Origin of the sequence: Bacillus sp. FSL K6-1145, assembly GCF_038003425.1 — a bacterium.
Lineage (GTDB): Bacteria > Bacillota > Bacilli > Bacillales > Bacillaceae > Bacillus > Bacillus pumilus.
The window spans coordinates 2,514,192-2,536,102 of record NZ_JBBOPC010000001.1 but is presented as its reverse complement, the minus strand read 5'-3'; the positions used below and the strand labels follow the sequence as shown (position 1 = coordinate 2,536,102).

The following is a 21,911-nucleotide window of genomic DNA, read 5'->3' as shown; positions in this document are numbered from 1 at the left end:
GGAGGAAATCAACATGTTTGTTTCATATAAATGGTTAGAAGACTATGTCGATTTAGAAGGCATTCAGCCGGATGAATTAGCAGAGAAAATCACAAGAAGCGGAATTGAAGTGGAAGCCGTTGAATATAAAGGCGAAGGCATTAAAGGAGTTGTCGTTGGACACGTCGTGGAGCGAGAACAGCACCCAAATGCCGACAAGTTAAACAAATGTCTCGTCGATATCGGAGAAGACGAACCGGTTCAAATTATTTGCGGGGCTCCGAATGTGGATAAAGGACAATATGTGGCTGTCGCAACGGTTGGTGCAGTCCTTCCTGGGAATTTTAAAATTAAAAAAGCAAAGCTGCGCGGCGAAGAGTCTCATGGCATGATTTGTTCTCTGCAAGAATTAGGTGTAGAAAGCAAACTCGTACCAAAGGAATATGCAGAAGGTATTTTTGTTTTCCCAAATGACGTCAAACCCGGAGATGATGCTCTTCAGGCACTTCAATTAGACGATGCGGTACTTGAGCTTGGCTTAACGCCAAACCGTGCGGATGCCCTGAATATGCTAGGTGTCGCCTATGAGGTTGCAGCCATTTTAGGGAAAGGTATCAAACTTCCTGATATAGCACATGACACGTCTTCAGAAAAAGCAGCAGACTATATTTCAGTGAAAATTGAGGATCAAGAAGCGAATCCACTTTATGCTGCGAAGATCATTAAACATGTAAAGATTGGACCAGCACCGCTTTGGATTCAAACAAGATTGATGAATGCAGGCATTCGCCCAATTAACAACGTCGTCGATATTACGAACTTTGTACTGCTTGAATACGGTCAGCCACTTCATGCATTTGATTATGACCGCTTTGGTTCAAAGCAAGTGGTCGTACGTAAAGCGACTGATAGCGAAAGTATTCAAACACTTGATGAGCAAGAGCGTACACTTTCATCAAAGCATCTTGTGATCACTAATGGGACGAAAGCGCACGCTGTCGCAGGCGTCATGGGCGGTCTTGAATCAGAGGTGCGTGATGAAACGACAACAATTCTTTTAGAAGCGGCATATTTCAACGGTCAAACAGTCCGTCAAGCATCTAGAGACTTGGGGCTTCGCAGTGAATCAAGTACACGATTTGAAAAAGGACTTGATCCGCAACGTACGAAATCAGCAGCCGAAAGAGCAGCGCAACTGATCAGTCTCTATGCAGGTGGTGAAGTGCTAAGCGGGACTGTGGAGGAAAACCACCTTGAAACAAGTATGAATGTCATCCAAGTATCTACTGAGCGTGTGAACAAGGTGCTTGGCATGAGCATTTCAAAAGAAGATATGATTCAAATTTTCAACAAATTGGGCTTTACAGTAGGCGAATCAAATGACGTTCTTGTTGTAACGGTTCCTTCTCGTAGAATGGATATCACGATTGAAGAAGACCTCACTGAAGAAGTTGCGAGATTATATGGCTACGATAATATCCCGTCTACACTGCCTGCGACAGCTGGTACAGTTGGCGGTCTCACGCCATATCAAGTGAAGCGCAGAAAGGTGAGACGCTTCTTAGAAGGCGCAGGTCTTTCTCAAGCGATCACGTATTCATTGACAAATCAGCATAAGTCTACAGCTTTTGCATTGAATCCAGCTTATAAAACGAGACTTTCCCTGCCAATGAGTGAAGAACGAAGTGTGCTTAGACAAAGTCTTCTGCCAAACTTACTTGATTCTGTTGCATATAACTTGGCAAGACAAGCTGATTCATTTGGTTTTTATGAAACGGGTTCTGTGTTCTTAGCAGAAGCTGAAGGAGCAAAACCGGTGGAAAAAGAGCATGTCGCTGGTGCGCTGACAGGCTTATGGCATAAAAATCTTTGGCAGGGCGAGAAAAAAGCCGTCGATTTTTATGTAGCGAAAGGAATTGCAGAAGGTCTATTCGAAAAGCTTGGTGTATCAGACCAAATCACGTATGTTCAAGCAGAGCGTGAGGGTCTTCACCCAGGTCGTACAGCAGATGTTCATTTAAATGGAAAAGTCATTGGGTTTGTTGCTGCACTTCATCCAGTCATTGAAAAGGAATTAGATTTAAAAGAAACATATGTCTTCGAGTTTGATTTAACAGATGTGATGACGTCTGAATCGAAGGATATGAAATATACAGCGATTCCGAGATTCCCTGCTGTGACAAGAGATATTGCACTTGTTGTAGATCAGCATATCTCAAGCGGACAGCTGGAGCGGGTCATCTATGAGGCAGGCGGGGATTTACTGACTGATCTATCCGTCTTTGATGTGTATGAAGGTGAACACATGGAAGAAGGCAAAAAATCTGTTGCATTCTCTCTCCAATATTTAAATCCGGAACAAACATTGACAGAGGAAGAAGTCACGGCTGTTCATACAAACGTATTGAAAGCATTAGAAGATACGTATCAAGCCGTCTTGCGCGGTTAAAGAAAAAAGAGCTAAGGCCATATGGGCCTAGCTCTTTTTTATAACCATTTTTTCGCTTTTTGTGTGTTGGCAAAATGCAGCTTTGTAAATTGACGTAAAGCCTCTTCGCCGTGCAGCTTGATGAGCTTTGCAGCCGCCTTGTCCACATGAGGACCGGCTCCTTTTGGAATGTCAAACCCTGCTGCTTTAGATAACTTATCCATTTCAATTAAAAAAGCGTATCTTGCAATAATGGAAGCCGCAGCAACTGACAAATGAATGCCTTCTGCTTTTGTGCTAAAGTACGTCCGCTCCCGAATGATTTTTTTCCCAGCAAGATGCTTGAAATAAATACCCGGTTCTGCAAATTGGTCAATCAAAATAGCTTCAGGCTGTTTCCCATCTAATTTCTCCAGCACAGAGGTGATGACTTGGTTGTGAAGGAGCGCCTTCATTTTTCCTTGGCTCATGCCCTTTTCCTGCATCGCATTGTACTTTTCATTTCGGAGTACGAGCAGGCTGAACGGAATGGTTTTGATGAGATCTTTGGCAATGTTGATAATTTGCGGGTCTTTTAGACCTTTTGAGTCTTTTACGCCAAGCTCTTTCATGAGAGCAAGCTTGCTTGAATCGACATAGGCGGCACAGACCGTTATCGGTCCAAAATAATCACCTGTTCCTACTTCATCTGAACCGATGACGGACATAGAAGCAATCCCTGACGGCGGACTATATTTTGTGACAGCAGGTGCTTTTGGACTCTTCGGATCAGCTGTTTGTAAATGGCTGAATTGACTGGCTTCAGCTTCTGCCTTTTGACCTTGAAATAGCACTTTTCCAGATCGATAGGCTGTAATTGTACAGCCAGGAACCTTTGCTTGAAAAAGGGCGCCTGGTGGTAACGTATCAGTTAAGTGGTGCGCATACGCGCTCTTCATTTTTTTAAGGTCTTCTGATGTTGCTTTTAAGACGGATTGGGGCACAGTGGATAACTCCTTTTTACCTTGATATCATTGATTTCTAAAGTGTACCATAACAGGGAAGGGCTCGTCTTTCCATTCAATGTCTAAACATGTTATGATAGAGACTAGGATTCTCGTGGAATGGAGGAGAAACGTTGTCTGACGGCGGTAAAACGAAAACAACAGTTGAGATTTACGGACAGTCCTATACGATCATCGGTCAAGAAACGAAGATGCATATGCGACACGTTGCTTCAATTGTTGATGATAAAATGAGAGAAATAAATGAAAAAAACCCATACCTTGATATAAACAAACTAGCTGTACTGACAGCAGTCAATGTCGTCCACGACTACATGAAATTAAAAGAGCAATACGAAAAACTAGAGATTCAGCTTAAAGAAAAGGAATGAAATTACCGTGATCGATATCATCATTTTGTTTTTGCTTCTTATGGGAACGCTTGTCGGTCTAAAACGCGGGTTTATTCTTCAATTTATTAAATTGATCAGCTTTGTTGTTTCTATCTTAGTGGCTTCCATGTTTTATCAGTCACTTGCACCACAGCTTACGTGGATTCCAGCACCTAATTTTAGCGGCGGTCAAGCGCAGCTCGCTTTCTTTAGTGGGAATCTAGAAACAGCTTATTATAATACCATTGCGTTTATCATTCTGTTTATCTTGACCAAAATCCTGCTCGCCATCATTGGCGGATTGCTCACAACCATTGCAAGTATACCTGTGATTAAACAGGTCAACAAACTGCTTGGCGGTGTTTTAGGATTTCTTGAAACCTATCTATTTGTATTTATTCTCTTGTTTGTCGCTGCATTACTTCCAGTCGATGCACTGCAAACAATGTTGAGCAAATCCATATTAGCAGATGCGATCGTAAGCAACACCCCTTATCTGTCCGGTCTTGTTAAAGACTTATGGACGACGTATGGAGTTTAAAAACTTCTCCTTTCTTGGAGAAGTTTTTTCTCATTCCATGACAGAAAGTTGTAGGATGAAGGAAAAGTTTGTATATTTATAAAGGAAGATGCCAAAGCGGCTGGAGGATGAGAGATGAATAAAAAAGATATTATCAAACTTCTTGAAACAATTGCAGTATATATGGAGCTAAAAGGAGATAATCCTTTTAAGATTTCTGCCTTTCGTAAAGCAGCAGCGGCACTGGAGCAAGATGACCGCAGCCTTTCTCAAATAGATGATCTACTAGCATTACCCGGCATTGGAAAAGGAACCTTTGCTGTGATCACTGAGTATATCGAAAAAGGACAATCAGTAACACTCGAACAATTAAAAAAGGAAGTGCCTGAAGGACTTGTCCCGCTTTTGAAATTGCCAGGACTCGGCGGCAAAAAGATCGCTAAGCTTTACCAAGAGCTTGGCGTCCATGATGCACAGTCTCTAAAAGAAGCATGCGAAGCGGAAAAGGTACAAGCGCTTGCTGGCTTCGGCAAAAAAACAGAAGAAAAGATTCTCGCAGCTCTTGAGGAAGCAGGAAAGCAGCCGGAACGACTGCCAATTGGCTTTGCATTAGATGTGGCAGAGCGGATTGATTATGCGCTTGAAGAGATGAAAGGTATCATCCGTTTTTCAAGAGCTGGCAGTTTAAGACGTGCACGCGAAACCGTCAAAGATTTAGATTATATCATTGCAACAGACAATCCTGAGCAAGTCAGAGAGCAACTCGTTGCACTTGATGATGTGAAAGATGTCATCGCAAGCGGTGATACGAAGGTATCTGTTGTGCTTGCCCTTGATTTTGAGATCAGTGTCGACTTCCGGCTTGTGACAGTAGACCAATTCGCAACTACACTGCACCATTTCACTGGCTCAAAAGATCACAATATTAGAATGCGTCAGCTTGCGAAGGAACGCGGAGAGCGCATTAGCGAATATGGTGTGGAAACAATTGAAACTGGAGAAGTAAAAACGTTTGAAGACGAGAGCGCTTTTTATGCACATTTTCAACTTCCGCTCATTCCGCCAGAAATTCGTGAAACCGGAGCGGAGATTGATACGTATAAAGAAAGTATGCAGTTTGTAGAACTGAAAGATATCAAAGGCGACCTTCATATGCACTCGACATGGAGTGACGGAGCCTTCTCTATTCGTGAAATGGCGGAAGCATGTATCGCAAAAGGCTATGAATACATGGCGATTACAGATCACTCGCAATATTTAAAAGTAGCCAACGGCTTAACAAAAGAACGTTTGCGTCTGCAAGCAAAAGAAATTGACAAGCTTAATCAGGAATTCGAGCATTTTCACATTTTCAAAGGGGTCGAAATGGATATCCTGCCGGATGGATCGTTAGATTATGATGATGACTTTTTAAAAGACATGGATTTTGTCATTGCGTCTATTCATTCTAGCTTCTCTCAGCCGGAAGAAGTCATTATGGAACGCCTTGAAAATGCCTTGCGTAATCAGCATGTCGATTTAATTGCACATCCAACAGGCCGTTTGATCGGCAGACGGGATGGCTATGCCTTAAATATAGATCAACTCATAGAGCTTGCGAAGAAAACGGGCACTGCACTTGAGCTAAACAGCAATCCGTCAAGACTTGATTTAAAAACAGAGCATTTAATCAAAGCAAATGAAGCGGGTGTGCACATCATGATCAATACAGATGCGCACAACATCGCCATGCTGGAACATATGGAAGTCGGTGTAACAGCTGCAAGAAAGGGCTGGACACCAAAAGCAAATGTCGTGAATACTTTTACTCTAAACGAGATCAAAAAGTTTTTAACGCGTGACAGGTAGTCGTTAGGAGGCTGGACCATGCTGCAACAAAAAGTGTTAGCATCATTAGAATTTCATAAAGTAAAAGAAAAAGTGATGTCCTATACCGCATCCACATTAGGAAAAGAAAGAGCGCAGGATTTAACACCTCTGACGGATATAGAAACCATTCAGCATTTGCTGGAAGAGGTAGCAGAAGCGCAAGATGTGATCCGCTTAAAGGGATCAGCGCCATTTGGCGGGTTAACAGATATTAGACGCGCAGTGAAACGGGCAGAAATCGGCAGTACATTAAGCCCTTCTGAGCTGATGGAAATCGCAGGGCTATTATATGCGGTGAAAAATATGAAGCACTTTCTCACGTCCATGTATGAAGATGGAGTAGATATACCGCGCCTTCATACATATGCTGAGACGCTGATATTACTGCCTGAAATCAGAAAAGAAATCGAAAGCTGTATTGGTGATAATGGAGAAGTGCTTGATCATGCAACTCCTGCACTTCGTTCATTGCGTATTCAATTACGCTCACTAGAATCAAAGGTCCGCGATAAATTAGAAGCGATGATTCGTTCACAATCGGCTTCGAAAATGCTGTCAGACACAATTGTCACCATTCGTAATGACCGGTTTGTTATTCCTGTGAAACAAGAGTACCGCTCGAATTACGGCGGAATTGTTCATGACCAGTCTTCATCAGGGGCGACCCTTTTTATTGAGCCGCAAGTGGTCGTGGATGTAAATAACACCTTGCAGCAAACCCGTTTAAAAGAGAAGCAAGAGGTTGAAAAGATTCTGCAAATGCTGACAGAGAGCGTTTCAGAGCACATTGGGGAACTGCTTCACAATGTAAAGGAACTGCAGACGCTAGATTTTATTTTTGCTAAAGCTAAATATGCAAAGACAGAAAAAGCCACAAAACCTGCTGTGAATGATCAAGGAGAAATCTATTTAAAACGAGCAAGACATCCTCTATTGCCCCGGGATCAAGTTGTCGCAAATGATATTGAGCTCGGTAAAGATTTTTCAACGATCGTGATCACTGGACCAAATACAGGGGGAAAGACCGTTACTTTAAAAACGCTAGGTCTTCTGACGCTGATGACACAGGCGGGCCTCCATATTCCAGTTGAAGAAGGCTCTGAAGTGGCTGTGTTCGACCAAGTCTTTGCTGATATTGGAGACGAACAATCCATTGAACAAAGCTTGAGTACGTTCTCATCTCATATGGTCAATATTGTCGATATCTTAAAGCATTTGACTTCTAATTCTCTCGTCTTATTTGATGAATTAGGGGCAGGAACAGACCCAGCTGAAGGTGCGGCACTTGCGATGAGCATATTAGATGAAGTGCATCAAACGAATGCACGTGTCATCGCAACGACTCATTACCCCGAGCTGAAGGCATATGGGTATAACCGGGAAGGCGTCACAAATGCAAGCGTGGAGTTTGATATTGAAACCTTATCTCCAACGTACCGCCTGCTCATCGGTGTGCCTGGACGAAGTAACGCATTTGAAATTTCAAAGCGTCTTGGTTTGCCAGATCACCTTATAGACCGGGCAAAAGCAGATATGCATGCAGAGCATAATGAAGTAGACCAAATGATTGCTTCATTAGAAGATAGCAAGAAACAAGCAGAAGAAGAACTGCATGAGACAGAAGTCTATAGAAAAGAAGCAGAAAAGCTTCATAAAGAATTGCAAAGACAAATTCTTGAATGGAATGAGCAAAAGGACAAACTGCTTGAAGAAGCTGAACAGAAAGCGAAAGAGAAAATTGAACAAGCATCAAAAGAAGCAGAAGATATCATTCAAGAGCTCCGTTCAATAAAAAGTGAGCACCGCTCATTCAAAGAGCATGAACTCATCGATGCGCGAAAGCGTCTTGAAGAAGCTGTTCCTGAGTTTGACAGGAAAAAGAAGCCAGAGCCAGCGAAAAAAGCAGTAAGACAGCTGAAGGCAGGCGACGAAGTCAAAGTGCTTACCTTCGGGCAAAAAGGAACGCTGCTTGAACAAACAGGCGACAAAGAATGGAGTGTCCAAATGGGCATTCTGAAAATGAAGGTAAAAGAAAAAGACATGGAATTTATCAAATCAGCACCTGAATTTAAGCAAGAAAAAGCCATCACGGCAGTCAAAGGGAAAGATTATCATGTCTCGCTGGAACTCGATTTAAGAGGCGAGCGTTATGAAAATGCCTTAAGCAGAGTCGAAAAATATTTAGATGATGCTGTATTAGCTGGTTATCCGCGCGTGTCTATTATTCACGGTAAAGGAACTGGCGCCCTTAGAAAAGGGGTTCAGGAATTACTGAAACAGCATCGAAGTGTGAAAAATGCTCGTTTTGGCGAACAAGGTGAGGGAGGATCAGGCGTCACCATCGTCGAATTAAAGTAAAAAGGAGAAAACGCATGAAAGCCTTTTGGGAAAATGAACTTGTGGAAATTGCCGCCTATTATAGCGTGGCCGTCCTGTGTCTCGTCTTATTTCTAACCATTTTTGAACTCGTCACCTCCTATAAGAATTGGGAAGAGATTCAGCGGGGGAACTTAGCCGTTGCCATGGCAACAGGCGGGAAAATCTTTGGGATTGCGAATGTATTTCAACATTCAATCGCACAGCACAATTCCCTTCTTCAAATGATTGGATGGGGCGTATACGGCTTTGTGATGCTGCTTGTCAGCTATTTCATTTTTGAATTTTTAACACCACGTTTTAAAGTAGACAAAGAGATTGAAAATGATAATAGAGCGGTCGGGTTTATTTCACTCATCATTTCAGTTGGGCTGTCTTACGTAGTAGCAGCCGGCATTTAAGGAGACGACATGGAAAAGCTAGCAAAAGTATTAATCGTAGTTGCCTGCACTTTTGCGGTCATTGGTGCCGTTTATCTGTTCCTGTGAAATGAAAAAAACAGGCGTTAGAAAGCTGTCAGGGAATCCCTTGGCAGCTTTTATCTCATCAAAGGCGGCGAATGACATGAAGCACATTCTGCAAAAAGACGAACTGATCAAGCGCATTGATACTTGTCTTCAAATGACATCCCTTCCAAGAGACATATACAAACCGTATATTGCACGTCCATTTCAAACGTCAGGATTTTTTGATGATTTGAGTCCCTATATTCAAATCGATTCGAGTGGTTATATCCTCATTCAATATGAACGAGGCATTCAAATGCTGCATAAAAGAACAAAAGTGGCGGATGAAGTCATTTACTGGATTTTAGAAGACACGATTTTTCTCACGGTTTATATCGACATGATGAGGAAGTATCAAGTCGACAACATCCAGACGCATTTACCGAATGACCCTAGTATCCATCAACAGATCGTAGAAAGAGTCAACGACTCATTTCGTGCAATCGGTGGATTATATGAACAGTGGCATCATGAAGGAAAAAGAGCCTCTATCGAAACACCGGCGAAAAAGTAAACATATGCAATTGAACCAAGCCCTATTAGAAAAAAGCAAACTGCCCTAAGGAAAAGTTTGCTATAATATAATAGTACGAAAGTTCAGGAAGGAGGGTTTTTATGCAGTCAGATAAACGTTGGCTTCTGCATTACCCGAATCAAATTCCCCACGAACTCACCATCCCAAATGAAACATTACAATCTTACTTATTCAGCTCCGCAGAGGCTGCACCTGAGCATACAGCCATTCATTTTCTAGGAAAGAACATCACCTATGAACAGCTGCAAGAAGACGTATTGAAACTAGCCAGTCATCTGCTGAAAATTGGCGTGAAAAAAGGTGACAGAGTAGCGATCATGCTGCCGAACTGTCCTCAATCGGTCATTTCTTATTATGCTGTTTTAATAGCAGGCGGCATCGTTGTTCAAACAAACCCGCTTTATACGGAGAAAGAACTGGAATATCAAATAGAAGACAGCGGCGCCAAAGTGCTGATCACGCTAGATTTGTTGTATCCAAAGGCTTATAAAATGAAAGCGCTGACAAGTATGGAGCACTTAATCGTCACCAAACTACAAGATTATTTACCATTCCCGAAAAACATACTGTTTCCTATTGTGCAAAGAAGAAAAAATAAAATGGTCATCCAAGTGGAGAAAAATGACACCATTCATCACTTCGCGCAGATTATGAAAGAATCGGAAGGTGAACAGCAGATACCCGCACTTGCCTTTGATCCGAAAGAGGATATCGCTGTTTTGCAATATACTGGCGGAACGACCGGGTTACCAAAAGGCGTCATGCTCACACATGAAAATATTTTAGCGAATACTGAAATGTGCGCTTCCTGGATGTATAAAACGACCAGGGGGAAAGAACGCATCCTCGGCATCATTCCGTTTTTTCATGTCTACGGAATGACGACCGTCTTAAATCTTGCTGTCAAAGAAGGGCATTCAATGATTCTACTTCCGCGATTTGACGCAGCTGATACCCTCAAAACGATTGAAAAACAGAAGCCGACGCTCTTTCCAGGTGCACCAACCATGTATATCGCCTTGCTGCATCATCCGAACATTGAAAAGTATGATCTATCGTCCATCACTGCATGTCTAAGCGGCTCAGCGGCACTTCCTGTTGAAGTCAAACAAAGCTTTGAAAAATTAACAGGAGGACACTTAGTGGAGGGGTACGGACTTTCAGAAACCTCACCCGTCACTCATTCTAACTTTTTATGGGGAGCGAACAAAACAGGCAGCATTGGCTGTCCGTGGCCTAATACAGATGCCGGTATTTATTGCGAGGAAACCGGAGGCCTCAAAGAACCATATGAGCATGGAGAAATCATTGTCAAAGGGCCTCAGATCATGAAAGGATACTGGAATCAGCCAGAGGAGACAGAGGCTGTATTACGAGATGGCTGGTTTTTCACCGGAGATATAGGGTATATGGATGAGGACGGTTTTTTCTATATCGTCGACCGGAAAAAAGATGTCATCATTGCGAGCGGCTATAATATTTACCCAAGAGAAGTCGAAGAAGCCCTTTATGAGCATGAGCTTGTACAAGAAGTCGTCGTCGCAGGTATTCCAGATCCGTACAGAGGAGAAACAGTGAAAGCATTTATTGTACCGAAAAAGGATGCCTACTTAACAGAGGACGAACTTGATCGCTTTGTCAGGACGAGAATTGCCTCATTTAAAGTACCGCGCGTGTATGAATTTAAAGAGTCACTGCCTAAAACAGCCGTCGGGAAGATTTTGCGCAGAGTATTAATTGAAGAAGAAAAAAGAAAGCACGCTTCTTCATCTGAAACGCCTGCCGATCAACCGAAAACATAACGGCTTCATCATCCGGTCCATCGGCCGGATGATTTGAATGTTGACCGCCTACTCTGGTATGCTAAAGGTGGAAAAGAAAGAGAAGATCACTTGACAAATCGCCCGTTTCTTTTTAACATAAAGTTATGAATGAATACTCATTCAATTCAGAAAGGGACGAAGCACATTGAAGCAGAAAAGACCGAAGTACATGCAAATTATTGATGCAGCAGTTGTGGTGATTGCAGAGAACGGCTATCACCAATCACAAGTTTCAAAAATTGCGAAACAAGCAGGGGTAGCAGACGGAACCATTTATCTTTATTTCAAAAATAAAGAGGATATTTTGATCTCATTGTTCAAAGAAAAAATGGGACAATTCATCGAACGAATGGAAACAGATATTCAAAAGAAACCGTCGGCGAAAGAAAAGCTTCTACTGCTTATTGAGGAGCATTTTCGTATGCTTGCGCAAAATCATCATTTGGCTCTTGTGACACAGCTTGAACTCAGGCAGTCAAACCTTGAGCTGCGGCAAAAAATCAATGAGGTGCTGAAAGGGTATTTAAATATGCTCGAGTCGATATTAGCAGAAGGAAAGAAAACAGGAGAATTCAGAAAAAATCTAGATGTCCGCTTAGCGAGACAAATGGTATTTGGGACGATTGATGAAACCGCTACAACATGGGTCATGAATGATCAAAAATATGATCTTCCTGCACTCGCAGAAAACGTACGTGATCTACTCTTAAACGGAATACATCAATCTTAAAGACATTTTGAAAAAGGATGATTGACATGGAAAAGATACTCACCTTACATCATGAAGGACAGACAGCACTTATCACGATTCAGCATCCACCAGCAAACGCCTTATCTTCTCAGCTGCTCACCGAGCTTAATGACATGTTTGACCAGCTCGAACAAAATGAAGAAGTAAGAGCCATTGTGATCCACGGGGAAGGAAGATTTTTCTCAGCAGGAGCTGATATTAAGGAATTTACGACGTTACAGGAAGAGTCTGACTATTCAAGCCTTGCAGACAGAGGGCAGCAGGTCTTTGAACGGATTGAACAATGTCCAAAACCGGTCATTGCTTCAATTCACGGAGCGGCATTAGGCGGGGGCCTTGAGCTTGCCATGTCTTGTGATATCCGAATTGCCACAAAAGATGCGAAGCTTGGACTGCCGGAACTAAACCTCGGCATCATTCCGGGATTCGGCGGTACGCAGCGCCTGCCGCGCTATGTTGGTTCTGCTAAAGCGCTGGAAATGATGGGTACAGCTGAACCGATTACAGGTGAAGAAGCATTTGCCTGCGGACTTGTTTCAAAGCTGGCAGAAACAGAGGAAGAGGCGCTCGAAGCAGCCAAAATACTTGCGTCAAAATTTGCAACGAAAAGCCCAAAATCACTCGAGTATGTGCTGGATTTATTGAATGCGACAAAATTGTATTCATATGATGGTGGTATGAAGCTAGAAGCCAAAAAGTTCGGTGAGATTTTCCAATCGAATGACGCCAAAGAAGGCATACAAGCCTTTATCGAAAAGCGCAAACCGAATTTTAAAGGGGAATAAAGGATTCAAACGAAACAAGGGGGAGAAATGGATGAATATATTTGTTTTGATGAAGCGTACGTTTGACACGGAAGAGAAGATTTCCATTCAGTCTGGTGCAATTCAAGAAGATGGAGCAGAGTTCATTATTAATCCTTATGACGAGTACGCCATAGAAGAAGCCATCCAGCTTCGCGACGAGCACGGGGGAGAAGTGACCGTTGTGACAGTTGGCAGTGAGGATGCGGAAAAGCAGCTGAGAACAGCGCTTGCTATGGGCTGCGATCAAGCCGTTTTATTAAATGTGGAAGACGACTTAGAAGAGTGGGATCAATATTCAGCTTCTACGATTCTTTACCATTATTTAAAAGACAAAGAGGCTTCCTTGATTTTAGCAGGGAATGTGGCGATTGACGGTGGCTCTGGACAGGTTGCCCCGCGTCTTGCTGAATTACTTGGGTTTTCATATGTCACAACGATTACAAGTATTCAAATTGACGGCGGCTCTGCTTCGATTGAACGAGATGCAGAAGGTGATGTGGAAGTCATTTCTGCTGAGCTCCCGCTTGTCGTCACTGCGCAGCAAGGTCTCAATGAGCCTCGCTATCCATCATTACCAGGCATTATGAAGGCAAAGAAAAAGCCTTTAGAAGAATTGGAACTGGATGATTTAGATCTAGATGAAGACGATGTGCCATATAAAATCAAAACAATTGAACGTTTCTTACCGGAGAAAAAAGAGGGTGGCAAGGTGCTGAGCGGTGAGCTTCAGGATCAAGTCAAAGAACTGACAGATCTACTTAGAAATGAAGCAAAAGTCATCTAAACATCCACTTTACGATATCACGAGAACAAGGGGGAACTTGAAAGATGAGTAAAAAAGTTGTTGTACTTGGAGAAAGTCGTGACGGTAAATTAAGAAATGTGACATTTGAAGCGATTGCTGCCGCTCATCAAGTGGCAGATGGCGGTGAAGTCATTGGCGTGTTAATAGGGGATGACGTCAAAGACCAAGCAAATGAACTGCTATACTATGGAGCGGATCATGTCATGATTGTGGAGCATCCGCACCTTTCATACTATACGTCAGATGGTTTTGCGCAGGCACTTCAAGCCATATTAGATCAGGTTGACCCAGATGCCGTCCTCTTTGGCCATACATCTATCGGAAAAGACTTGTCGCCGAAAATAGCTGCACGCTTGCAGACTGGTCTAATTTCAGATGCGATTGATGTAAGCGTTACCGGAGAACATCTTGTTTTCACAAGACCGATTTACTCTGGAAAAGCCTTCGAAAAAGTGATTTCAACAGATCGTCTGCTTTTGGCCACCATACGCCCGAACAACGTGGGACCTCTTGAGCGGGATGCCTCACGCAGCGGAGACATTACACCGGTTTCTGTCGATATTCAGAACCTGCGAACGATCGTGAAGGAAGTCATTAAAAAAACGTCAGAAGGTGTAGATTTATCTGAAGCAAAAGTTATCGTCGCCGGGGGACGCGGGGTCAAGAGTAAGGAAGGGTTTGAACCGCTGAATGAACTCGCTGAGACGCTGGGCGCAGCAGTCGGTGCCTCGCGTGGTGCCTGTGACGCAGACTACTGTGATTATGCCCTGCAAATTGGGCAAACAGGCAAGGTCGTCACACCTGATCTCTATATTGCGTGCGGGATATCAGGAGCGATTCAGCATTTAGCTGGGATGTCTAACAGTAAAGTCATTGTGGCGATTAACAAAGACCCAGAAGCTGAGATCTTCAAAATTGCCGATTACGGAATCGTCGGTGACTTGTTTGAAGTGGTACCGCTTTTGAATGAAGAGTTAAAAAAGATGAATATCCACTCGTAACGCTCATACACTCAGAATGCCTAGGTATTCTGGGTTTTTTTGTATGTAATCAATACACAAAGGAGCGGTTGATAAGTGAAGGGAACAGTAAAAGTGAATGACGTGATCGGACGTATTTCTAAACACATCTATGGACATTTTCAAGAGCATTTAGGAAGAGGGATTTATGATGGGATTTGGGTCGGAAAAGATTCAGAGATCGATCATATTGAGGGGATTCGTACGGATGTGCTAAAAGCCCTTCAAGCATTACATATTCCGGTGCTTAGGTGGCCGGGCGGCTGCTTTGCAGACGAGTATCATTGGGCAAATGGTGTAGGTGATCTCAGCGAACGAAAGCCGATGGTGAACACTCATTGGGGTGGTACGGTTGAATCCAATGAATTTGGTACACATGAGTTTATGAAATTGTGTGAGCTGCTTGAATGTGAGCCTTATATTTGCGGAAATGTGGGAAGTGGGACTGTTCAAGAATTAGCAGACTGGGTCGAGTACATCACCTTTCCAAAGGGAACACCTATGTCTGATTGGCGCATTCAAAATGGAAAACAAGAACCTTGGGATTTGACCTATGTTGGTGTAGGAAACGAAAGCTGGGGCTGTGGCGGGAATATGACGCCTGAATACTATGCCGATTTATATAAACGATATCAAACGTATGTGAGAGAGTTTGCAGGTCAATCCATATACAAAATTGCGTGCGGAGCCAATTCAAATGATGTGAATTGGACAAAAGTATTAATGGAGCGCGCCGCACCTTGGATGGATGGACTCAGTTTGCATTACTACACTGTACCTGGTACATGGGAGAAGAAAGGGTCAGCGACTGAATTTGATGAAGATGAATGGTTTATTACGTTGAAAAAAGCCTATGAGATGGAACGGCTTGTCGTGGATCATGGAGAGATCATGGATCGTTATGATCCAGACAAGCGAATCGGGATGATCATTGATGAATGGGGGACATGGTATGACCCAGAACCAGGAACAAATCCAGGGTTTTTGTATCAGCAAAACACACTAAGAGACGCACTTGTTTGTGCCCTTCATTTTCATATCTTTCATCGTCATTGCCAGCGGATTCATATGGCGAATATTGCCCAGACGGTCAATGTTCTGCAAGCAATGGTATTAACGGAAGACGAAAAGATGCTTCTGACACCTACGTATCATGTGTTTCACATGTTTCAAGTGCATCAAGAGGAAGAAGCACTTGAAGTGGAATTCGTGTCAACGCCTTATGAACGCAGAGGAGAAAAAATACCTCAGGTTAGCGTGTCAGCTTCGCGTTCGTCAGATAAGATGCATATTAGCTTCTGTCACCTGAATCCGCATGAACAAAACGAAGTATCCCTTGCCATTGAAGGTGTGGATGCAGAAACGAAAGTCACGGGCCGCGTGCTGACAGCAAACCGCATGAATGCGCACAACACATTTGATGATCCTCATGCTGTCCAGCCAGCAGAGTTTCAGCAATTTGCTGTAAAACCCGGTGAGTTGAGCATAGAGCTGCCGCCAATGTCTGTGGTGATGATTACGATTGATCTCGCTTGATCGCATATTTAGATGTTTGATGAGCAGGATGTTGGGGCATCATACATTGTAAACGAAGCGGAAAGGGAGTTATTTATATGCTTAGAACGATTCTCATGATTATCGGTGCAATTGTTGTCATTGGTGCGATTGTACGGTTTGTTTTTTAATTCATTTCATAAAAAATGATTCGTAAGCATTTCATTCGCAAGTCACATTGGTAGATGCTATACTAAAAAGCATAATTTACATTGGAGGAATGAATAATGGCAATCGTAAAAGCTACTGACGCAACATTTTCACAAGAAACTGCAGAAGGTGTTGTTATTGCGGACTTTTGGGCACCATGGTGCGGACCTTGTAAAATGATTGCTCCAGTTCTTGAAGAACTTGATCAAGAAATGGGCGATAAAATGAAAATTGTAAAAATTGATGTAGACGATAACCAAGAAACTGCTGGTAAATACGGCGTGATGAGTATCCCAACACTTCTTGTTTTAAAAGACGGTGAAGTGGTAGAAACTTCTGTTGGTTTCAAACCAAAAGAAGCACTTGCTGAGCTTGTTAACAAACATCTATAAACCTGTCTATGCCCAATCGGCATACTCACTAAAGCGGTTCTCGTAAAGACGAGAGCCGCTTTTCTTTCAACATGGTATAAAACAAATGTTCGTGATACACTAGAAGGAGTGAAAGAGGAAAACAAGGACGGATGAAAAGATGAACAAACTGATCAAAGAAAAGCTATCGGTCTTGCCAGATCAACCAGGCTGCTATTTAATGAAAGATCGGCAAAATACAGTCATTTATGTGGGGAAGGCAAAGGTCTTAAAAAATAGAGTACGCTCTTATTTCACTGGATCTCATGACGCCAAAACGCAGCGGCTTGTCAGTGAAATTGAGGACTTTGAATACATTGTCACCTCTTCTAATATCGAGGCACTCATTTTAGAGCTGAATTTAATCAAAAAATACGACCCAAAATACAATGTCATGCTCAAGGATGACAAAACGTATCCTTTTATTAAAATTACGAATGAACGGCATCCTAAGCTGATCGTCACACGCAATGTGAAGAAGGATAAAGGGAAATATTTCGGTCCATACCCGAACGTTCAAGCAGCAAGAGAAACGAAAAAGCTGCTCGACCGTTTATATCCTCTCAGAAAATGTAGCACCCTCCCTGACCGTGTCTGTCTCTATTATCATCTTGGACAATGTCTCGCGCCATGTGTGTATGACATTTCTGAAGAAACGAATAAGCAGCTCGTGGACGAAATCATAAGGTTTCTAAACGGAGGACACCAGCAAATCAAAAAAGAACTCACCGAAAAGATGCAGGAAGCCGCCGAACAATTAGAGTTCGAACGGGCAAAAGAACTGAGAGACCAAATCGCGTATATCGACTCTACGATGGAAAAGCAGAAAATGACGATGAGCGATTTATCAGATCGAGATGTTTTTGCATATGCCTATGACAAGGGCTGGATGTGTGTCCAGGTCTTCTTCATCAGGCAAGGGAAATTGATTGAACGTGATGTCAGCCTGTTTCCTATGTATCAAGACCCTGAGGAAGAGTTTCTCACATTTATGGGACAATTTTATGCAAAGAACAACCACTTTCTGCCGAAGGAAATTTTGGTGCCAGATAGCGTAGATCAAGAGATGATTGAACAATTGCTTGAGACGAACGTTCATCAGCCGAAAAAAGGAAAGAAAAAGGATTTGCTATTACTTGCCCATCAAAATGCCAAAATCGCCTTAAAAGAAAAATTTTCGCTCATTGAGCGTGATGAAGAGCGGTCCATTGGTGCAGTGAAGCAGCTTGGAGATGCGCTAAATATTTATATGCCTTACCGGATTGAGGCATTTGATAACTCGAATATTCAAGGTGCAGACCCGGTTTCTGCCATGGTCGTCTTTCAGGACGGGAAGCCGTATAAAAAGGAATACCGAAAATACAAAATTAAAACCGTCACAGGTCCAGATGATTATGCATCGATGCGTGAAGTCATTAGAAGGCGATATACCCGCGTGTTAAAGGATGAGCTCCCGCTACCAGATTTGATTTTAATTGACGGAGGAAAGGGACAGATCAATGCAGCGATAGATGTGCTTGAAAATGAATTGAATCTGTCTGTTCCAGTAGCAGGTCTAGTCAAAGATGAAAAGCACCGGACGTCGAATCTGATGATGGGCGATACACTGGAAATTGTTGCACTAGAGCGGAATAGCCAGGCCTTCTATTTATTGCAGCGCATTCAAGATGAAGTGCACCGATTCGCGATTAGCTTTCACCGGCAGCTGCGCGGAAAAAATGCATTTCAATCTATTTTAGACGATGTGCCAGGTATCGGAGAAAAGCGTAAAAAACAGCTTCTTAAACATTTTGGCTCTGTGAAAAAGATGAAAGAAGCCTCTATCCAAGACTTTCAGGAGGCTGGTATCCCGAAACAAACGGCCGAGCTTTTAATGGAAGCTTTAAAAAAATAGATTGTACTTTTTCCAAAAGTCTGTTAAGATTGTGACTAAATTTAATAAATGAACGTGTTGTTTGTTGAAGATAGAGGTGCGAACTTCAAGAGTAAGCCTTCAGAGATCGATGGGATCTAGGAAGAGGGCTAAAAGGGGAGCGTCGCCGAAGTGAATAAAATCCACTCATTTTATTCGCTGGCTGTACATTGAAGAAATGTAGGGCTGTCAAGAATGTATTTCTTGGAGGGCTATCTCATTGTTTGCATCGTTTGATGATGATTATAAAGCAATGGGAGATCTGTTCTCTCATTGCTTTTTTTATTTGCAGTGAGCAGGCAGTCTCCAAAGCCGCTTCTTGCCTCTTCTCTCACACGTGATCTTTTGAAAAAGGGTGGTAGACATGGGACTAATTGTACAAAAATTTGGCGGAACGTCTGTTGGATCGACAGAAAAAATTCGCAATGCTGCAGAAAGGGTCATCGCTGAACGCGAGGCCGGACATGATGTGGTTGTGGTTGTGTCGGCAATGGGTAAATCAACGGATGTTCTAGTAGACCTAGCGGAAGAACTCACAGATCATCCGAGCAAAAGAGAAATGGATATGCTGCTCGCAACTGGAGAGCAAGTGACCATTTCCTTATTAACGATGGCGCTGCAAGCAAAAGGTTATGATGCGATTTCCTTTACAGGCTGGCAGGCTGGTATGAAAACAGAGCAGGTACACGGTAACGCAAGAATCGTGGACATCGATGAATCAAGAATAAAAGAGGAATTAAGTGCTGGGAAAGTCGTTGTTGTGGCAGGTTTCCAAGGAATTGCAGATGACCTGCATATTACAACACTTGGACGCGGTGGATCAGATACGACGGCTGTAGCACTTGCTGCCGCACTAAAAGCGGATAAATGTGATATTTACACAGATGTACCAGGAGTATTTACGACAGATCCGCGCTATGTACCGGCCGCGCGGAAGCTTGCAGGTATTTCATACGATGAGATGCTCGAACTGGCTAATTTAGGAGCTGGTGTCTTGCATCCGAGAGCTGTCGAATTTGCGAAAAATTATCAAGTCCCACTAGAAGTCCGTTCTAGTATTGAAAATGAATCGGGTACGTTAATTGAGGAGGAATCATCCATGGAACAAAATTTAGTCGTCAGAGGCATTGCATTTGAGGATCAGATTACACGCGTGACGGTGTGCGGTCTTTCAAGCGGTCTCACCACATTATCGACCATTTTTACGACACTTGCGAAACAAAATATCAATGTGGATATCATCATTCAGTCCGTCACAAGCACCAATCAGACGTCGATCTCTTTCTCTGTGAAAACGGATGATTTGTCTAAAACAGTTGAAGTGTTAGAAGAATATAAAGGAGCACTTGGCTACGAACAGATCGAGACAGAAAGCAAATTAGCCAAAGTATCTATCGTTGGATCTGGTATGGTCTCAAATCCAGGCGTAGCCGCTGAAATGTTCGCTGTGTTAGCGGAAAAAGACATACAAGTGAAAATGGTCAGTACGTCTGAAATCAAAGTCTCAACAGTGGTTGGCCGTGACGATATGGTCAAAGCAGTTGAAGCACTGCATGATGCGTTTGATTTATCAAAGGTAGCTGCCCATTCTTAAACAGGCAGAGAGGTGTATCTCTTGAAAGAGTGCACCTCTTTTTTATATCCGAAACCCCCCATGCTAGAAAGGAAAACGTGCGTAAACCCATTCACTAAGTATGCTATGATAGAAGAAGGCAAACAAAAAAGGCGTGACCTAAAGTCCGCGCCTTTCATAAAGAGTGTTAGCTAGGGTCTCTTAAATCCCATTTAACGGTTAAAATGACTTTATCAGCACGCTTTTTCACTTGTTCATAAGATTCAGCCACGTGCTCGTTCAGAAGCTGGATTTGTTCAGCAATAAAACCTGCTTCCATCTGAAAGCATGGCTCCTTTTGATAGGTGAGTCGATTTGATACAAGTGGACCTTCGAGCTCAAACTCAATTTCCTGTTTTTTCGAATGGACCATCGTGAGAGTTCCCCATCCGGCATCATGGAAAAATTCGGGGATTTTCTCCCATGACTCTTGAGGGAATTTACGAGCAAGCAGCTTACCCGCAAAATACATCATAGATGAATGATCCTGACCCAAAATATCAGGCAGCAGAACTTCGCGTATCAGCTCGTAGGCAAATCCATTGACTTCAATTTCTTTTAGCTGTTCTAAGTTAGATTCGAATTTATTCATTGTACGGCTCCCCTCTTTCAACAATTTATTATAGCTTATGTGAGCATATGATGACAGAGTTTTCCCTGAAGTCTAAGAAATTCTTATTGTAGTAAAACGAATTTTGATTTAAAACTTTTAAATTTCGGAAAATTTTAATTTATGTACGCGGTTTCTTGACGCTTTTTTGACATAGGAGTAAAATGAAATTGTCAATAAATTTGAATAAAGTGCTTACAATTGAAAGAAGCGGGGGTAAGACAATTTTCAGCAATTGCACTTTTTACTAGGGGGTAAAGTAATGTCGGGGAACAAAGAATTTTTTTATCGGAGATTGCATTCTTTGCTTGGCGTCATTCCGGTCGGTCTATTTTTAATTCAGCACTTAGTGATTAACCACTTTGCGACGAATGGACCAGAGGCGTTTAACAAAGCTGCACACTTTATGGAACAGCTTCCATTCAGATATGCACTTGAGCTGTTCGTGATTTTCTTACCACTGATCTATCATGCTGTTTATGGGGTGTACATAGCCTTTACGGCACAAAACAATACGTCTCGCTTCAGTTACTTAAGAAACTGGTTGTTCAGACTGCAAAGGATTTCAGGTATCATCACATTGATTTTTGTGACTTGGCATGTATGGGAAACACGAATTCAAGCTCAGCTTGGAGCTGAAGTGAACTATGACATGATGGCGAATATTTTAAGCTCTCCATTTATGCTAGGCTTCTATATTGTCGGCGTTTTATCTACTATTTTCCACTTTGCTAATGGCTTGTGGTCATTTGCTGTCAGCTGGGGAATTACTGTTTCACCACGCTCACAAAGAATCTCCACATATGTGACATTAGGTATATTTATAGCGCTTTCATATGTAGGGCTAAGAGCAATTTTCGCTTTTGTTTAA

General features: G+C 42.6%; 19 protein-coding genes and 1 riboswitch. Of the genes, 17 read left to right on the top strand and 2 right to left on the bottom strand.

All coding sequences use genetic code 11. The annotated features are described in order from the left end of the window. The first annotated feature begins 13 nt into the window (after positions 1–13). Positions 14–2,428, top strand: coding sequence for a phenylalanine--tRNA ligase subunit beta (pheT, locus tag MHH41_RS12820; RefSeq protein WP_321999450.1), 2,415 nt, complete (start codon positions 14–16; stop codon positions 2,426–2,428). Between the two features lie 38 nt (positions 2,429–2,466). On the opposite strand, the gene rnhC is transcribed toward pheT, so the two are convergent. Continuing rightward, positions 2,467–3,390 carry a ribonuclease HIII gene (gene rnhC / locus MHH41_RS12815; protein WP_081042328.1) on the bottom strand — a complete coding sequence of 308 codons (924 nt, stop codon included), beginning with the start codon at positions 3,388–3,390 and terminating at the stop codon, positions 2,467–2,469. A gap of 134 nt (positions 3,391–3,524) precedes the next feature. On the opposite strand from rnhC, the gene zapA reads away from it, so the two are divergent. From zapA to MHH41_RS12740, 15 genes are all read left to right on the top strand, one after another. Further along, on the top strand, positions 3,525–3,782 hold the full coding sequence (zapA, locus tag MHH41_RS12810; RefSeq protein ID WP_003216811.1) for a cell division protein ZapA: 258 nt from the start codon (positions 3,525–3,527) through the stop codon (positions 3,780–3,782). 7 nt (positions 3,783–3,789) lie between these two features. Then, a complete protein-coding gene (locus MHH41_RS12805; RefSeq protein WP_003216761.1) occupies positions 3,790–4,323 on the top strand; it encodes a CvpA family protein in 534 nt (177 codons plus the stop codon). A 114-nt stretch (positions 4,324–4,437) separates the two neighbouring features. Beyond that, positions 4,438–6,150 carry a DNA polymerase/3'-5' exonuclease PolX gene (gene polX / locus MHH41_RS12800; RefSeq protein ID WP_340866422.1) on the top strand — a complete coding sequence of 571 codons (1,713 nt, stop codon included), beginning with the start codon at positions 4,438–4,440 and terminating at the stop codon, positions 6,148–6,150. Positions 6,151–6,171: 21 nt separating this feature from the next. Further along, positions 6,172–8,529 carry an endonuclease MutS2 gene (locus MHH41_RS12795; protein ID WP_310025019.1) on the top strand — a complete coding sequence of 786 codons (2,358 nt, stop codon included), beginning with the start codon at positions 6,172–6,174 and terminating at the stop codon, positions 8,527–8,529. A gap of 14 nt (positions 8,530–8,543) precedes the next feature. Next, a complete protein-coding gene (locus MHH41_RS12790; RefSeq protein WP_008345990.1) occupies positions 8,544–8,948 on the top strand; it encodes a DUF350 domain-containing protein in 405 nt (134 codons plus the stop codon). 163 nt (positions 8,949–9,111) lie between these two features. Then, positions 9,112–9,567, top strand: a complete 456-nt coding sequence (locus MHH41_RS12785; protein ID WP_050943611.1) for an immunity 63 family protein — start codon at positions 9,112–9,114, stop codon at positions 9,565–9,567. Between the two features lie 101 nt (positions 9,568–9,668). Next, positions 9,669–11,390, top strand: coding sequence for an AMP-binding protein (locus MHH41_RS12780; RefSeq protein ID WP_340866421.1), 1,722 nt, complete (start codon positions 9,669–9,671; stop codon positions 11,388–11,390). Between the two features lie 166 nt (positions 11,391–11,556). After that, the gene (locus MHH41_RS12775; RefSeq protein ID WP_340866420.1) at positions 11,557–12,141 is read left to right on the top strand and encodes a TetR/AcrR family transcriptional regulator; all 585 of its coding nucleotides are present in this window, start codon (positions 11,557–11,559) and stop codon (positions 12,139–12,141) included. A 26-nt stretch (positions 12,142–12,167) separates the two neighbouring features. After that, positions 12,168–12,947, top strand: coding sequence for an enoyl-CoA hydratase (locus tag MHH41_RS12770; RefSeq protein WP_106029050.1), 780 nt, complete (start codon positions 12,168–12,170; stop codon positions 12,945–12,947). 31 nt (positions 12,948–12,978) lie between these two features. Next, the gene (locus MHH41_RS12765) at positions 12,979–13,752 is read left to right on the top strand and encodes an electron transfer flavoprotein subunit beta/FixA family protein (RefSeq protein WP_012010823.1); all 774 of its coding nucleotides are present in this window, start codon (positions 12,979–12,981) and stop codon (positions 13,750–13,752) included. A gap of 44 nt (positions 13,753–13,796) precedes the next feature. Next, positions 13,797–14,774 (top strand): electron transfer flavoprotein subunit alpha/FixB family protein, encoded by a 978-nt coding sequence (locus tag MHH41_RS12760; protein WP_340866419.1) that lies wholly within the window; start codon positions 13,797–13,799, stop codon positions 14,772–14,774. Positions 14,775–14,849: 75 nt separating this feature from the next. Further along, positions 14,850–16,328, top strand: coding sequence for an alpha-N-arabinofuranosidase (locus MHH41_RS12755; protein WP_113387212.1), 1,479 nt, complete (start codon positions 14,850–14,852; stop codon positions 16,326–16,328). A 245-nt stretch (positions 16,329–16,573) separates the two neighbouring features. Continuing rightward, a complete protein-coding gene (trxA, locus tag MHH41_RS12750) occupies positions 16,574–16,888 on the top strand; it encodes a thioredoxin (RefSeq protein ID WP_003216330.1) in 315 nt (104 codons plus the stop codon). Between the two features lie 139 nt (positions 16,889–17,027). Further along, positions 17,028–18,800: an excinuclease ABC subunit UvrC gene (gene uvrC, locus MHH41_RS12745; RefSeq protein WP_050943614.1), complete on the top strand. Its 1,773-nt coding sequence runs from the start codon at positions 17,028–17,030 to the stop codon at positions 18,798–18,800. A gap of 63 nt (positions 18,801–18,863) precedes the next feature. Next, a riboswitch (Lysine riboswitch) is annotated at positions 18,864–19,041 on the top strand. 141 nt (positions 19,042–19,182) lie between these two features. After that, on the top strand, positions 19,183–20,412 hold the full coding sequence (locus MHH41_RS12740; RefSeq protein WP_113387211.1) for an aspartate kinase: 1,230 nt from the start codon (positions 19,183–19,185) through the stop codon (positions 20,410–20,412). Between the two features lie 166 nt (positions 20,413–20,578). Here MHH41_RS12740 and MHH41_RS12735 read toward each other — a convergent pair whose 3' ends face one another. Beyond that, positions 20,579–21,022, bottom strand: coding sequence for a YslB family protein (locus MHH41_RS12735; RefSeq protein WP_003216293.1), 444 nt, complete (start codon positions 21,020–21,022; stop codon positions 20,579–20,581). A 280-nt stretch (positions 21,023–21,302) separates the two neighbouring features. Here MHH41_RS12735 and MHH41_RS12730 point away from each other — a divergent pair, with 280 nt between their 5' ends. After that, on the top strand, positions 21,303–21,911 hold the full coding sequence (locus tag MHH41_RS12730; protein ID WP_106032633.1) for a succinate dehydrogenase cytochrome b558 subunit: 609 nt from the start codon (positions 21,303–21,305) through the stop codon (positions 21,909–21,911).

Coding starts and splice junctions, on each gene's coding strand:
- pheT (WP_321999450.1), top strand. CDS start 14: ATGTTTGTTTCATATAAATGGTTAGAAGACTATGTCGATTTAGAAGGC.
- polX (WP_340866422.1), top strand. CDS start 4,438: ATGAATAAAAAAGATATTATCAAACTTCTTGAAACAATTGCAGTATAT.
- MHH41_RS12790 (WP_008345990.1), top strand. CDS start 8,544: ATGAAAGCCTTTTGGGAAAATGAACTTGTGGAAATTGCCGCCTATTAT.
- MHH41_RS12785 (WP_050943611.1), top strand. CDS start 9,112: ATGAAGCACATTCTGCAAAAAGACGAACTGATCAAGCGCATTGATACT.
- MHH41_RS12780 (WP_340866421.1), top strand. CDS start 9,669: ATGCAGTCAGATAAACGTTGGCTTCTGCATTACCCGAATCAAATTCCC.
- MHH41_RS12770 (WP_106029050.1), top strand. CDS start 12,168: ATGGAAAAGATACTCACCTTACATCATGAAGGACAGACAGCACTTATC.
- MHH41_RS12765 (WP_012010823.1), top strand. CDS start 12,979: ATGAATATATTTGTTTTGATGAAGCGTACGTTTGACACGGAAGAGAAG.
- MHH41_RS12760 (WP_340866419.1), top strand. CDS start 13,797: ATGAGTAAAAAAGTTGTTGTACTTGGAGAAAGTCGTGACGGTAAATTA.
- trxA (WP_003216330.1), top strand. CDS start 16,574: ATGGCAATCGTAAAAGCTACTGACGCAACATTTTCACAAGAAACTGCA.
- uvrC (WP_050943614.1), top strand. CDS start 17,028: ATGAACAAACTGATCAAAGAAAAGCTATCGGTCTTGCCAGATCAACCA.
- MHH41_RS12740 (WP_113387211.1), top strand. CDS start 19,183: ATGGGACTAATTGTACAAAAATTTGGCGGAACGTCTGTTGGATCGACA.
- MHH41_RS12735 (WP_003216293.1), bottom strand. CDS start 21,022: ATGAATAAATTCGAATCTAACTTAGAACAGCTAAAAGAAATTGAAGTC.
- MHH41_RS12730 (WP_106032633.1), top strand. CDS start 21,303: ATGTCGGGGAACAAAGAATTTTTTTATCGGAGATTGCATTCTTTGCTT.